Genomic DNA, 14,986 nt, shown 5'->3' on the forward strand with positions numbered 1-14,986 from the left:
CGGTGAAACTTACTCATAAAAAGCTATCGCTATTCTCAGTTTTAACCCTGTCACTGGTATTAACTGCCTGTGGCGGTGGCGATGTAGAAAGTAACCCTCCTCAGCAGCAAGATCCTGACTCTGATGTTTACACAGGGCCTGCGCCTGCCACCGAAGATATTCAAAAATATAAGGTGTCATTGTGGGATAACATTTCAGGTCAAAATCGCTGTGGTGCTTGTCATACAGAAGGCAATCAAGCGCCGTACTTTGCTAGCCGCGAAGATGTTAATGATGCTTATGCTGCAACCAATCCATTGGTGGATTTAGCTGATCCTGCTGCTTCACGTTTAGTTGAAAAAGTTGCTGGTGGTCATAACTGCTGGTTAGACAGTGATAGCGCCTGTGGCGAAACCATGACCTCGTGGATAAAATTATGGTCGGATGAACGAGTTAGCAGTGCCAATACCATTGAATTGACTGCGCCAGTTATTCGGGAGCCTGGTTCAAGTAAAAGCTTCCCTGATGATAGCGGTTTATTTTCTCAACATGTTTATCCTATTGTTAGTCAGTACTGCGCTGATTGTCATAACGAAGGAGCGACTTTCGCTCAGTCCCCATTTTTTGCCAGTAACGATATTACTCAAGCTTACGAGTCAGCTAAAAATGTCATCAACATCGATGAGCCTGCGCAGTCACGTTTGGTCGTGCGCTTAGGTAGCGAGTTCCATAACTGTTGGACTAATTGCCAAGAAAACAGTAATGAAATGTTGGCAGCGATTACAGCCATGAGTGATGCCATTGAACTTGATGAAATATCGCCTGAGATGGTGGTATCTAAATCCTTAAGGCTGACAGACGGGATAACGGCTTCAAGTGGCGGTCGATTTGAAACTGACGTTATTGCGCTTTATCAATTTAAAACCGGTGAAGGGACAACGGCATACGATACTTCTGGTATCGCACCTGAAGCTAACTTATCACTGACTGGTGATGTTGAATGGCTTGGCAGTTGGGGCTTATCGTTTACTAACGGCAAAGCACAAGCGAGCACAGCGAACAGTAAAAAACTGCACGACTTAATCACCTCAACAGGTGAGTTTTCTATTGAAGCTTGGGTTACCCCAAATAATGTGACTCAAGAAGGCCCTGCAAGAATCATCACTTATTCAGCTGGTGATGATGCCCGTAACTTCACTTTAGGTCAGACCCAATATAACTATGACTTTATGCTGCGAACCGAAAGCTCAAGTGTTAATGGTGAGCCTTCATTAAGTACGCCTGATGCAGATGAAGTGCTGCAAGCGACGCTACAGCATGTGGTGCTAACCTATAACGCCACAGAAGGTCGTCGTATATACGTTAACGGCAATTTAATCGAAGTGGTTGATGAAGACATTGCCCCGCTGGCCTCGTGGGACGACAGTTTCGCATTGATTTTAGGTCGTGAAGCATCGAATCAGCATGTATGGCAAGGCGATATTCGACTACTCGCCATTTATAACCGCGTATTAGAACAAGAGCAGATTAGCCAAAATTATGATGTTGGCGTCGGTGAGAAATTCTTCTTACTTTTCTCGGTCAGTCATTTAATTGATTTGCCTGAAACATACGTGATGTTTGAGGTAAGCCAGTTCGATAATTATAGCTACTTATTTACGGGCGCTTCGTTAGTGAATATTGATGGTACCCCAGTATCTGAACCATTCGATATGCGCTCTATTCGCATTGGCATGAATGGTAAAGAAAGCGCTCAAGGTCAGGCATATTCAAATATCGACTTATCCATTACCAGTGGCCAAGCATTAGCTGAACCAATGCCGTTATCAGCGTTAGGCACGATTATCGGCCTTGAAAAAGGCGCAAGTCAGGATGAGTTCTTTTTAACTTTCGAGCAAATCGGCGAGCATATCAATGTGGTAGTTCCGGGTGTCATTGTCACCCCTGATGAGTTACCAGCAACTACTGAAACTGCCCATATCGGTTTGCGAAATTTTGCTGAAATTAACCACTCCATGAGTGTGCTCACTGGTGTTGCGCAAGATACTGCCAAAGTGTTCACGACTTATGATTTGGTTAAGCGCCAACTGCCGAGTATTGAAAATATCGACACCTTTATTTCAGCGCAGCAGATGGGTGTGACTCAGCTTGCTATCGCATATTGTGATGTCGCTATCGATGATGACGATATTCGCAGTAACTGGTTCCCAAGTATCGATTTCACTCAAGCGCCAGCAGATGCACTCAGTGCCAGTAACCGAGCTGATTTTTTAAACCCATTAATTAGCCAGTTAATGCCGCTGAGTTTATCGACCCAACCTGACAGTGCATTGGTGTATGGCGAACTTGATTCCTTGGTCACTAACTTGTCAGTGTGCGGCACCAATTGCGACCCTGAACGAACTCAGACCATTGCTAAAGCATCGTGTGCGGCAGTATTAGCCAGTGCCGTTATGCTGATCCAATAGGAGACTGATAATGACTAATCAAATCGATATGACTCCCTTGGCAATCATGAGCAAGACTCAATTAACGGCTTTGGTTTGTAATCAAATAAATGCTCATTCTTATGCTCAGAGCCTCAGTACTAAGCGCCTGAGTGAGAAAAGACCCAACAAAGTAAGTGTGATTAAAAACAGTATGAAAGGACTTCAACATGACTAAACGTACTCATCTTCATCCTGACAGTCCTTTATTGTTTTCCGATCATCGTAAACCCATGACTCGCCGCGAGTTCATCTCAACCGGGCTAGCGAAAGGTGGCCAAGCGGTTGCGGGTTTATCATTAATGAGCATGTTTGCGAACCCAAACCAAGCCAATGCCGTTTTATCATCAGACTTAGAAGCACTTAGAGACTCGTGCGGGATAAGCGTTCAAGGCGCGGGCAAAATTCCGTTTATCAGCTTTGATTTAGCGGGCGGAGCTAATATCGCAGGCTCAAATGTATTGGTTGGCGGCGCTGGTGGCCAGCAAGATTTTCTCTCCACCGCAGGTTATAACAAGCTAGGTTTACCCGGTGATATGGCACCCTCGATTGCAAACCCTGATGTTGGTATGTCTGATTTTATCAATACAGATTTAGGTTTGGCTTTTCATTCTGACTCTGCATTTTTACGGGGCATTTTAGAGAAAGTATCAGCAGATACCGCATCACGAATTAACGGCGCAGTGATCCCATGCCGCTCAGATAACGACACAGGGAATAACCCACATAACCCCATGTATGCCATTGCTGCAGCTGGGGCTAACGGCTCGTTAATGCCACTCATTGGCTCGCGCAGCACTGATTCTGGCGGCAATTCAATGGCAGCGAATAACTTCATTGACTTAAGCATGCGTCCTACCAAAATTGACCGCCCGTCAGACGTAACAGGTTTAGTGGATGTGGGCGATTTATTCAGCCTGCTGTCACAGCGTGACGCCGTTACCGTGATGGAAAGTATTCAACGGATCAGTGCCCAAAAAATGGGAGCTGTGAATACCCAAGTGACCCGCGATGATGTCATTAAAGACTTAGTTAATTGCGGCTATGTCAAAAGTGCCGATTTAGCCGATCGATTTGGCGACCCATCGACCCTTAACCCAGTGCTAGATCCTGATATAGTTGGCCCGAGCGGTATATTTACCATTAACGAATTTGACTCTGAATCTGAGTTTCAAAAAACCGCATCGATTATGAAGCTAGTGGTTAATGGTTTTTCTGGTGCTGGCACCGTCACTATGGGCGGCTTTGACTACCATACAGGTGAGCGCGGCACGGGTGAATTACGAGATTTACGTGCAGGTCGGTGTATGGGCGCTTGTTTAGAGTACGCTGCAAGGCGCAACCAACCTTTAATGATGTATGTGTTTAGTGATGGCTCAGTTGCTAGTAATGGCCGCATCGATGAGTCAATGGAAGGGCGAGGCAAGGGCGAATGGACTGGTGATAACTCATCAACAGGCGCATCGTTCTTTTTAGTTTATAACCCTTCAGGTAAACCACAATTGATGGGGGCTAATGCGGATCAAATGGCACAAAGCCAACAGATAGGATTTATGCGCTCTGACGCCTCAGTGGACACCGCATCAGCGCCATCGGCGAATAACGTGAACTTGTTAGTGGATACAGTGTTACTTAACTACATGGCACTTCATGGCGAACAAGGCCAGTTTAATACGGTAGCCCCAAGACAAGGTTTGGGGAACAGTACGATGCTGGATTCACTGACAGCGTTTCAACCGATTGTTTGATTGAAGCCTAGGCTTATTTTGCTGGTTGAATTGAAAGGCTCAGAGGTTTTCCTCTGAGCTTTTTTGTTTGGTATTTTTATATGATTTAGTGATTCGACAGTTAGTTATATGAAAGTCAAAATCTAAATCAAGGTCGTGGCGCTTCGCCCACACCAGACTAAAAGGGAGTGAACTGCGACTCCCTCTTACTTTTTGCTAAGAGCTACACCCCGCAGCTCCGGCGAAATTTAAACAGCAAAATTTCCAACGGAGAATCATCCAGCTTCAAACTTCATTTTGAGCCCGCTTCAGCAAGCTACAAAAATCACTAACGCTTACGATGGGGCGTCCCTTCCCCTCGAAATCTAGCCAGACATCCATGTCTGGACTCACGCGATTTTCTTGCCTACCTCAATTCAAATTGGACATTCATAGTCTACAACATCACTTAATGACTTTAGCTAAAACAAATGAATCTGCGGGCACAAAGAATCCCGTTGAAATTGCTGAAATGCGTTGAAGAAAATAGCGTAAGCCTGACAGGACGTCAGGCTAGCTTTAGTTGGCCATGGATGGCCAGTCTAAAGCGTTAGCTATTTTCGAATAAGCATGAGGCTTGCTCGCTTTTAAGAGCAATTTCTTAGGGGCGGCAAGGGATATCGAAAAGGGAAATGCTGTTGTTTCCCTTTCGTCGGGTGTGGGCGAAGCGCCACGACGTTGACCTTAATCCAAACGAAGTTTGGAAATGAAGCAATGAAATAGACCATTACCATAAAAGCTTGTAACCCAATATGGATACTCGTTTATTGAACAGGCCTCTGCTAGAGTGACTATTAATCAATGGGTTTGGGATAGCAAAGTTTTAAGAATGGATCTATCAAAAGTACGTGTGCGTTTTGGCTGATAGTTAAGTGCACTGATTAAATTTTATTTGAGTTGATTAACTATGAAACCACGGAAATGTAAATACTGTTGTTGCGATTTTGAATCAGAAAAAGCAATGGAAACTCATCAACCAAAATGCCAAAAATTTGCTTATAGTTTGAAGCCCTCATTTATAGAGTCGCTTCCTAAAGCTGTGAGGCAGACCCGAGCCTCTATAGTTGGAACTTATGAGTGGGCAATAAATAGCCGCAGCCCCAAAAAGTCTAACAAGCTATATATTGAACTTAAGAGAACTTTAAGCCAAGCTGCGTTAGAGAAAGAAGTTAGGCGTTTAGAGTCAGAAGTGGTATTCAATGAAACAGCTAAGGAAATGCGGCTTAATCGTCAGGTTTTGGTTTCTAAATTACTTCAAGAGTCTATTCGTGTAACTAAACGTTTAAACGACCAGGCAGTAATTGAACAACAAAAAGCTATAGATATTAAAAAGGAAAAGGATTACAAACGTTTATTGCAAAAGCCTGTTCAGGGAAATGCTTTATTTGGAGAGGTTAAAAAGTACAATAGACACGTTGTATCTGGAGGTGCGTTTGGTCAAGGTAAACGGTCATAATTCACATAGCAAATATTTAGAGCTTGTCGCACATTATTAGCGCGTCAAATCAAGGAAGTTTCAATGTTAGAAGTAGAGTCTCATGAAAAATATGGTGAGATATTAAAAGAAGCTGGTGAGCTTCTTGATAGCTATGTTATTCCTATTTTCTGTTTAGATAAGTTTGACCGTCCGGAAATGGAAGGAACAGGGTTTTTCATTGAGAAAAACCTCAGAGTTTATTTTATCACTGCATCTCACGTCATAGATGCCATTCAATTTGCTGAAAGCCGCTTTGTTATAGCATTAGAAACGGAAATTTTTTCACTGTCTTTGCTTGGTTCTAAGAGAACTGTGAAAATAGGCACTGAAGTCGCGGATAGTCAATTTGATATAGCTGCAATTCCAATCCTACCTGAAAGTAATTATTACAATCGCTGCATAAAACTAGCTATTCCTGTATCTAAAACAACTTTAAACAGGCACTTTTCAAAAGTGGATATGCAAATTTTACAGGGTTTTCCTTCTTCTAAGAATAAAACAGCAAAGCGCCTTAATAATCAGACTAAGCACTTCTCAGGTGTACTATGGACGTTCTCATTTAACTTCTTTCAAAACTGCGATTTTTCTAAATATAATAAAATTCCTGGTTCGCACTATCCAATACATTGGTCTAAAAAAATAAATGGTCAAAAAACACTTAATCCTAGAGGTTGTAGTGGAGGCCCTTACTGGTTTATTCCAAATAAAAGAAAAGTTAATGAGTTCTATTTAGCTGGTGTATTTATCGAATACTATGAAAAATCGGACGTCGCTTTCGTGACAAAAATTGAACATGTAATAGAACTTGTAGAACAATTTGAGCCATAGCAATAAACTATATTATTAATAGAAAAACACATGATTTTGTACTTTTCAGATCAAGTCGAGACTAATACAAATAAGTGGGGAAGATCAAAATCTCTCCCAATTATTCCAAACATTCCAATTATTCCAATTATTCCAATTATTCCAATTAATAGTTAAAACTAATTCTCTTGCAATCCCTTAGACACATGTAAGGTTTGCTGATTATCAATAATAATCGCTTCGTATTCTGGTAGTTGGTTAATCAGTGCCATGCCTTCTTGTAAGCCTTTAACAAACACTGCGGTAGATAGGGCATCAACGTAAGTTGAGTCTTTACCTATTATCGATACGCTAACAACCTTTCTAGCTGAATCACCCGTCTTTGGGTTAATGATGTGATGGTAACGAACGCCATCTTCTATGAAATAACGCTCATAATCCCCTGAGGTTGAGATTGATTCATCACTTAAAGGTAGTTGCACTGCAGTTTTATCAGCGGCGCGTGGGTGTTTAATCCCCACAAACCAAGGACGGCCGCGTCTATCGCCTAATAATCCTGTGTCCCCGCCTGCACTAACAAGGGCATGTTCGACACCTGCGGCTTTTAGTATGGCGAGGCACTGCTTTACTGCATGGCCTTTGGCGATGCCGCCTAGATCTATTCTGACATCTTGGTTTTTGAATTTAACGCTAGATTGCTGTTTATTTAATATCACTGCGCGGTAATCAATGGCATCAAGAGCTTGATGAATGTCATTGTCTGCAGGTTTTTGACCTTGGCGGTAATCATATTGATAGCCGATTGAGGCGTAGGTGATATCAAAAGTGCCTTGGGTGAGCTCTGCAATGTTGTGTGAGTCAATCAGTAAATCGAACAGCTCTTGATTGACGTTAACTGGTGCAATGCCTGCTTGTTGGTTAACCAAGCTTAGTTGACTGTCTGCTTTGTAAGGACTCATTAACCTGTCGATACGGTTCATCTCTTGCTCGACTGCGTTAATCAGTTCAGATGCAGAGCTTGTACTTTCAATTGTCGAATCTTTATCAGCAAGCCAAAATTCAACATGGGCTTGAGTGCCCATCACTTTAAAGCTTTTTTGATGCCACTGAGCCAACGCTTGAGAAGGTAATAGCAGGCTAATAAAACATAAGCTTACCAATGAGCAGAGTTTTGGTTTGAAATTGAACATGGAGTTGAACACTCAATTCTTAATATTGTTATGTCCAATAGGGTACTGAGTTATGGGGGATATATCTAGATTGATTTACCTTTGTTTATGATTGAAATATAGGCAATAAATCATTGGCAATAAATAAGAGCCAATAAAAAACGCACTCATGGAGTGCGTTTTTTTACGACTAGCAAATAACTTGCTTAATTAGTGACGGAACATCGCAGAAATAGACTCTTCGTTGCTTACGCGACGAATAGCTTCTGCAAGTACCGCTGACATAGTCAGCTGAGTCACTTTTTCAACTTTAAGCATTTCAGGGCTTAACGGTACAGTATCGGTGACGATAACTTCATCGATAACAGATTCAGCAATGTTAGCTGCTGCGTTGCCTGAGAATACTGGGTGAGTTGCGTAAGCAAAAACACGGTTTGCGCCATGTTCTTTTAATGCTTCAGCCGCTTTACAAAGTGTGCCGCCAGTATCGATCATGTCATCTACGATGATACAGTCACGACCTTGTACGTCACCAATGATATGCATTACCTGAGCAACGTTCGCTTGTGGGCGACGCTTATCGATAATGGCTAAGTCAGAATCATCAAGTAGTTTAGCTACGGCGCGAGCACGTACTACACCACCAATGTCTGGAGAAACCACAACTGGGTTATCAAGTTCTTTACCTAACATGTCTTCTAGTAACACTGGGCTACCAAACACGTTATCAACAGGCACATCAAAGAAACCTTGAATTTGCTCTGCGTGTAAATCACAAGTTAGTACGCGGTCAACACCAACACTGGAAAGGAAGTCTGCAACAACTTTCGCGGTGATTGGTACACGAGCACTACGTACACGACGGTCTTGGCGAGCATAACCGAAGTAAGGAATAACGGCAGTAATACGGCCTGCAGATGCACGACGTAACGCGTCAACCATAACGATAAGTTCCATTAGGTTGTCGTTAGTCGGTGCACAAGTAGACTGGATGATGAATACATCAGCACCACGTACGTTTTCATTGATTTGAACACTGATTTCACCGTCGCTGAAACGGCCTACTACTGCATCGCCAAGTTTGCAAAATAAACGGTCGGCTATTTTTTTGGCTAGTTTAGGGGTAGCGTTACCAGCAAAGAGCTTGATATCGGGCACTTTATGAACCTCAGGTGTTGGCTTTAATGTTAGTGGCTAAAAATGTGGATAAATAACTGTGAACTGAACAGTAAACTTTATCGTAATACACTTTTAGAAATATTTTAACTTTGGCTTAATCGGGTCAACAAAGGTGACTGATTCAAGCCTTTAGCAACAAAACCTTGCATAGATTTAGGCAGTTTTGCCAGAGCATCTAACGCTGCTTGTTGCAGTTCGAACTCACCGAAGACGCATGCGCCAGTTCCGGTCATTCTTGACGGCGCATATTCTACCAGCCAGCTTAATGCATTGGCAACTTGAGGGTGCTTTTCTGCGACCAAGTTCTGACAATCATTTGTCCATTTATTATGCATTAATGTTTCTATTAATAACTTAGGCGTGTTACGGGGGAGTAGTGGATCTTGAAAAATAGCCTGAGTAGATACATGTACATTTGGCACTATGACTAAATAGTATAATTCTGGCGGTTGAACATTTACTAAACGCTCACCTACACCTTCGGCAAAAGCTGCAAAACCATTAATAAAAACAGGGACATCCGCGCCAAGTTTGAGGCCGATTTCAGCTAAAGTTTGTTGAGGTAAATTGAGTTGCCACAACTTATTTAGGGCAATTAATGTGGTCGCTGCATCTGAAGAGCCACCGCCTAAACCGCCACCCATAGGTAAGTTTTTACGTAACCAAATCTCAGCGCCGCCTTGATAATTGCAATATTCTTGTAATGATTTTGCGGCTTTTAGAATTAAGTTATCTTTTTCTGCGACAACTTTTGATAACTCCGAATGTAACCGTATGGATTTATCTTCAGTGGGTAAAAAGTCCAAATAATCACATTGATCAACAAACTGAAACAAGGTTTGCAGTTCATGATAACCATCAGCGCGTTGACCTGTGATGTGCAAAAATAAATTAAGCTTTGCTGGCGCAGGCCAATTTTTTGAAATGTTGGCAGTGTTGCTTGGGTTTGTGGTCATAAAATGCTTCTTAGTGACAATATAAAGTTTGAACGTAATTCTGGTTAACCAAATACAGGCTTTAGATAAGCTGGTTTGTAATGCCTTAACGCTATTGGGTTAACAGAATAGCGCTAAATAGGAGTAACCACAGGCCCTAATGCTTGCCATTGGTTTATCTGAATTTTAATTTGCACATCAGCGCGATTGATTTGTAATAACCGCGGGACACTCGCGCCGCTTTGTTGCTGGTAGCTGATAAATTTAACCTGCCAGTCTTCACCGACATCTTTACTGGTGAACGCTTTTATAGTGCCATCTTGGTTATATTCTAAAACCTGATCATCTTCAGTGACTTGACCTGTGATCCACAATGGCAATTTATTTAACGGTATTTGCATGCCACTGACGCGAGTAATTAGTTGCTGCGGATTGCTATCGGTATACGTTTTACCTTGCACATCAATACTGGCTAAACCGTATTGAGAAGTTAATGATAATACCGTTGTACCTATCACTGTCGTGAGCTTTAACTCATCTTGCGGCTCGCTAAAGGTGTTGTCATGGAACCAAAACAAATTGGTACTGAACTTGTCTGCATCCGAGCGAAATGCAAGCTTGCCCTGTATCTCCCAGGCATTAGCTTCACTGGCTTGTGATACGTCAATATTGGTCAGAGTATGGGGAGGCTTAACCGAACAAGCTGCAAGAAAAAGACAACAAAGTAGCATTAAGCGTTGGAAGGAAAATGTTAAATATCGCAAAAGAGTTCGCTACCTATATATAGTGTTGCTTTATAATACTGACCTAGACCATGATTGTAAAAATCCATTTTGATTTTTGCATTTTTATCAGGGCCTGTTGTTCTTTCGCAGTTAAGTTTTGTTCGAAATAAAAGCATTTTAGCCGAGGTGAGTGGATTGCCGCCTAGCAATCTAAGCAACTCTTTATTTACTTCAAAGAGTAAAGCGCTTTTAGTCGAACCCTTCGGGCAGTGTTTGTTGACTATTTTTACTGCGTTATCGACTTTTTATGTAGAATAACTACATCACAAAGTCTCTGCCTTGTACAAATGGTCAACAATTTGCTGCAAAAACAACCTTAAAAGAACAACAGACCCTAACCTACAGAAGTAAATATAGTAAGAATGCTTTGCTTGTTAGGCGTTTATAGGCATCATAATGTTTAATTAAATGGGTCAAATTTCCTATCGTTTTGTTAACAAGATAGAATATTTAGAAAAAATATAGACAATTATTCGGTTTTGTTAAGCCAATTGTGTTTTTAGTTTTGGCAATTAAGTAGAATAGCCTAATTAATGATCCCGCGAAGAACTTAAAACGAGTCAAATGAGCCTAGTAGCAATCGGAATAAATCATAAAACCGCCACGGTCGACCTTCGTGAGAAAGTCGCTTTTTCACCAGACAAGATTCATGACGCCATGAAGAGTCTGGCTAGTCGCACTAGTTCTGGTGAAGCCGTGATCGTGTCAACATGTAATCGCACCGAACTCTATTGTAATAATGGATCTAAAGCAGACATTATTGAGTGGCTAGAAGATTATCATGACTTGACCCATGACGAATTAATGCCTTGTATCTACAGTTACGAGGATCAAGAGTGTGCCAAGCATTTAATGCGTGTGTCTTCTGGACTTGATTCGTTAGTGCTGGGTGAGCCTCAAATTTTAGGCCAAGTGAAGCAAGCTTTTGTAAAAGCCAAAGAAGCAGGTACCACTGCTGTCACGATTGATCGCCTATTTCAAAATACCTTCTCTGTTGCTAAAAAAGTGCGCACCGAAACTGAAATCGGAGCCGCCGCAGTGTCAGTGGCATTTGCCGCTGTTAGTATGGCTAAACATATTTTCTCGTCACTGAGCACCACTAACGTATTGCTAATTGGCGCAGGTGAAACCATTGAGTTGGTTGCTAAGCATTTAAAAGACAATGAAGTTGCTGGTATTGTGGTGGCTAACCGAACGGTTGAACGCGCTCAAGCCATGTGTGAAGAGTTCGATGCCACAGCAATTACGCTACAAGAAATACCTGACTATCTACCTAAAGCCGATATCGTGATATCCTCTACCGCCAGTCCATTACCTATATTGGGTAAAGGCATGGTTGAAAAGGCGCTGAAACAACGACGTCATCAACCGATGTTATTAGTTGATATTGCCGTTCCACGAGATATTGAAGCAGAAGTTGGCGAATTAGACGATGCTTTCCTTTATACTGTGGACGATTTGCACAGCATCATTGAACAGAACATGGCTTCACGTAAAGAAGCCGCCGAGCAGGCAGAGATAATTGCCGATGAGCAATCCCATGTATTTATGGAGTGGGTTCGTTCGTTAGAGTCTGTAGATAGTATTCGAGAGTACCGTAGCCAAAGTTTGGCAATTAAAGATGAATTAGTAGAACGCGCCTTGAACAAATTGACTCAAGGTGGTGACAATGAACAAGTGATTTTAGAGCTAGCAAACCGCCTAACTAATCGCTTAATTCATGCGCCGACACAAGCGTTAACTTCTGCTAGTCGTCAAGGAGACTTGAATACCTTAGGCCAATTACGCGTCACGCTTGGTTTAGATAAAAATTAAGGTAACAAAGTTAAATGAAAGAGTCGGTTATTCGCAAGCTGGAAGGCTTGCTTGAACGTAATGAAGAAGTGTTAGCATTACTGAGTGATGCACAAGTTATTGCGGATCAAGACCGCTTTCGTGCGTTATCAAAAGAATTTTCTCAGTTAGAAGACATCGTAAAAAGCTTTACTGCGTTCCAAGAGGCTCAAGAGAACCTTGAATCAGCTAATGAAATGCTAGCTGAAGATGACGCAGAAATGCGTGAAATGGCCCAAGAAGAAATCAAAGAAGCAAAATTAGAAATTGCACGTCTTGAAGACGAATTGCAAATTTTGCTGCTGCCTAAAGATCCTAACGATGATCGCAATGCCTTTATCGAAATCCGCGCAGGTGCGGGTGGTGATGAAGCAGCGATTTTTGCAGGTGACTTATTCCGTATGTATTCTCGTTACTGCGAATCGAACAAGTGGCAAATGGAAATCATGAACGCTAACGAAGGCGAACATGGTGGATTTAAAGAGCTGATTGTTCAAGTGAGCGGTGAAGGTGTTTACGGCAAGCTTAAGTTTGAGTCTGGTGGACACCGTGTTCAACGTGTGCCAGAAACTGAATCACAAGGTCGTGTACATACCTCTGCTGTTACTGTGGTGGTATTGCCTGAAGTGCCGGAAGCTGAACAAATTTCAATTAATCCAGCAGACTTGAAAGTGGATACCTTCCGCGCATCAGGTGCCGGTGGTCAGCACGTCAACAAAACCGATTCTGCGATTCGTATTACTCACGTACCTTCAGGTATTGTGGTGGAATGTCAGGATCAGCGCTCGCAACATAAGAACCGCGCGCAAGCAATGAGTGTTCTTTCAGCTCGCTTGCAAGCTGTTGAAGATGAAAAACGTCGCAGTGAAGAAGAATCTACTCGTCGTAACTTAGTGGCAAGTGGCGATCGCTCTGAACGTATTCGTACTTATAACTTCCCACAAGGTCGTATGAGCGAACACCGCATTAATTTAACGCTTTATCGCTTAAATGAAATTATGGAAGGTGACTTAAACTCCATCATTGAGCCATTGATGCAAGAAGAACAAGCTGATCTGCTTGCAGCATTAGCTGACGATTAATTTCAAAAACTCTTTTTAATAGCTAGTTTTAATAGCTAGTTCTTATAGCTAGTTTAAATGGCTATTAAAATGACTAAGGAACGACGTTGCCACAGTCTTCTTTTTCTACCATTGCGGAATCTTTGCAATGGGCTTATAGCCAGTTAGTCGACTCGTCTGAGTCGGCTAATATTGATGCAGAAGCCTTGCTTCTGCATTGTCTTAATAAGCAGCGTAGTTTTATCTACACTTGGCCTGAAAAGGTACTCACTGCTGACCAATTTAAATCGTTTCAAACCATGATTGAAAAGCGCAAGCAGGGCATGCCTGTTGCGCATATTATTGGTGAGCGTGAGTTTTGGTCTCTACCATTTATTGTTAATGCCACCACACTTATTCCACGACCTGATACAGAAATATTAGTCGAAACAGCACTTAATTTGCCGTTAGATAACAATGCAAAAGTATTGGACTTAGGCACTGGAACCGGTGCTATTGCTTTGTCTTTAGCCTCTGAACGTCCCGAGTGGCAGATGACAGCTATCGACAAAGTGGATGATGCGGTTGAATTAGCAAAAGCCAATCGTGAAAACTTAAATCTTACCCATGTTGAAATACTGCAATCTGACTGGTTCAGTGCGGTAGAGCATCAAGATTTTAATTTGATTGTGTCCAATCCTCCATACATTGATGAAACCGATGTTCACTTAGATTTAGGTGATGTTCGTTTTGAGCCATCAAGTGCACTGACGGCTGCTGAGCAAGGTTTTGCTGATTTATTTCATATTGCCGAGCATGCAAGAACGCATTTGTTAGAGGGCGGTTACCTGCTGCTTGAACACGGCTTTGAGCAAGCGTTAACAGTAAGACAAAAGCTGATTGACCTGGGCTATGATAATGTCGCCACTGTGCGTGACTTTGGCAGTAACGACCGTTGTACATTAGGTCAGTGGAACCCTAAGTAACGCTTGATTCACGCTCAAATTATGTGAATCATTTATCAATGGGTGGCTGTTAATCCTAGGTTTTTCTTAACATTGCTATAGGGCCGCTTGATCGAGTAAACTAGCGGCCATTTTATCTGTAGTTCAAAAGAGAAAAACAATAATGGAAACCTTTTACAGTTTATATCCTGCAGTTAAGCATACCCACTTAACCTTCATATTATTAAGTGTGATATTCTTTATTACTCGCTTTGTGCTGCATATGCGTCAATCTCCAGTGATGGATAAGAAGTTTGTAAAGGTTGCGCCTCATGTAATTGATACCTTCTTATTATTGTCAGGACTGACTTTGTGCTTCATGATCAAGCAGTATCCATTTGTGGATGCGTGGATGACAGAGAAGTTTCTTGCAGTACTTGCTTACATCGGTTTAGGTGTAATGGCCTTAAAAGGCAATCGCAATAAATTCTTTAAAATCTTTGCCTTTTTAGGCGCTATTGGATGGCTCGTATTAGCTGCCAGGCTGGCTCATTTTAAACAAGTTGTATTAATGGGTTAATAGAGT

13 protein-coding genes are annotated in these 14,986 nt (G+C 42.1%); 9 read left to right on the top strand and 4 right to left on the bottom strand.

The genetic code is table 11. From position 1 onward, the window contains the following. Window positions 1-2: 2 nt before the first annotated feature. From L2735_RS15110 to L2735_RS15130, 5 genes are all read left to right on the top strand, one after another. On the top strand, window positions 3-2,447 hold the full coding sequence (locus tag L2735_RS15110) for a LamG domain-containing protein (protein ID WP_248985501.1): 2,445 nt from the start codon (window positions 3-5) through the stop codon (window positions 2,445-2,447). A 10-nt stretch (window positions 2,448-2,457) separates the two neighbouring features. Further along, the gene (locus tag L2735_RS15115) at window positions 2,458-2,643 is read left to right on the top strand and encodes a hypothetical protein (RefSeq protein WP_248985502.1); all 186 of its coding nucleotides are present in this window, start codon (window positions 2,458-2,460) and stop codon (window positions 2,641-2,643) included. Further along, a complete protein-coding gene (locus tag L2735_RS15120; RefSeq protein WP_248985503.1) occupies window positions 2,636-4,213 on the top strand; it encodes a general secretion pathway protein GspF in 1,578 nt (525 codons plus the stop codon). Before L2735_RS15115 ends, L2735_RS15120 begins: the two co-directional genes overlap by 8 nt. A 979-nt stretch (window positions 4,214-5,192) precedes the next feature. After that, window positions 5,193-5,687 (top strand): hypothetical protein, encoded by a 495-nt coding sequence (locus tag L2735_RS15125; RefSeq protein WP_248985504.1) that lies wholly within the window; start codon window positions 5,193-5,195, stop codon window positions 5,685-5,687. A 63-nt stretch (window positions 5,688-5,750) separates the two neighbouring features. Then, window positions 5,751-6,536 carry a hypothetical protein gene (locus L2735_RS15130; protein ID WP_248985505.1) on the top strand — a complete coding sequence of 262 codons (786 nt, stop codon included), beginning with the start codon at window positions 5,751-5,753 and terminating at the stop codon, window positions 6,534-6,536. A gap of 158 nt (window positions 6,537-6,694) precedes the next feature. On the opposite strand, the gene L2735_RS15135 is transcribed toward L2735_RS15130, so the two are convergent. From L2735_RS15135 to lolB, 4 genes are all read right to left on the bottom strand, one after another. After that, complete coding sequence (locus L2735_RS15135; RefSeq protein WP_248985506.1) at window positions 6,695-7,705, bottom strand: FAD:protein FMN transferase; 1,011 nt, start codon at window positions 7,703-7,705, stop codon at window positions 6,695-6,697. A gap of 189 nt (window positions 7,706-7,894) precedes the next feature. Continuing rightward, the gene (locus tag L2735_RS15140) at window positions 7,895-8,842 is read right to left on the bottom strand and encodes a ribose-phosphate pyrophosphokinase (RefSeq protein ID WP_102528060.1); all 948 of its coding nucleotides are present in this window, start codon (window positions 8,840-8,842) and stop codon (window positions 7,895-7,897) included. 104 nt (window positions 8,843-8,946) lie between these two features. Continuing rightward, window positions 8,947-9,819 carry a 4-(cytidine 5'-diphospho)-2-C-methyl-D-erythritol kinase gene (ispE, locus tag L2735_RS15145; RefSeq protein WP_248985507.1) on the bottom strand — a complete coding sequence of 291 codons (873 nt, stop codon included), beginning with the start codon at window positions 9,817-9,819 and terminating at the stop codon, window positions 8,947-8,949. A 113-nt stretch (window positions 9,820-9,932) separates the two neighbouring features. Continuing rightward, window positions 9,933-10,562: a lipoprotein insertase outer membrane protein LolB gene (gene lolB / locus L2735_RS15150; protein ID WP_248985508.1), complete on the bottom strand. Its 630-nt coding sequence runs from the start codon at window positions 10,560-10,562 to the stop codon at window positions 9,933-9,935. A 585-nt stretch (window positions 10,563-11,147) separates the two neighbouring features. On the opposite strand from lolB, the gene hemA reads away from it, so the two are divergent. The 4 genes from hemA (at window position 11,148) to L2735_RS15175 (ending at window position 14,980) form a co-directional block, all read left to right on the top strand. Continuing rightward, entirely contained in the window at window positions 11,148-12,398 is a 1,251-nt protein-coding gene (gene hemA / locus L2735_RS15160) for a glutamyl-tRNA reductase (protein WP_248985509.1), read from the top strand. A 14-nt stretch (window positions 12,399-12,412) separates the two neighbouring features. Next, entirely contained in the window at window positions 12,413-13,498 is a 1,086-nt protein-coding gene (gene prfA, locus L2735_RS15165; protein ID WP_248985510.1) for a peptide chain release factor 1, read from the top strand. Between the two features lie 86 nt (window positions 13,499-13,584). Next, complete coding sequence (prmC, locus tag L2735_RS15170; RefSeq protein ID WP_248985511.1) at window positions 13,585-14,442, top strand: peptide chain release factor N(5)-glutamine methyltransferase; 858 nt, start codon at window positions 13,585-13,587, stop codon at window positions 14,440-14,442. A gap of 142 nt (window positions 14,443-14,584) precedes the next feature. Further along, the gene (locus L2735_RS15175; protein WP_248985512.1) at window positions 14,585-14,980 is read left to right on the top strand and encodes a SirB2 family protein; all 396 of its coding nucleotides are present in this window, start codon (window positions 14,585-14,587) and stop codon (window positions 14,978-14,980) included. Window positions 14,981-14,986: the final 6 nt, after the last annotated feature.

Source organism: Shewanella olleyana (assembly GCF_023283825.1).
GTDB classification, from domain to species: Bacteria; Pseudomonadota; Gammaproteobacteria; order Enterobacterales; family Shewanellaceae; genus Shewanella; species Shewanella olleyana.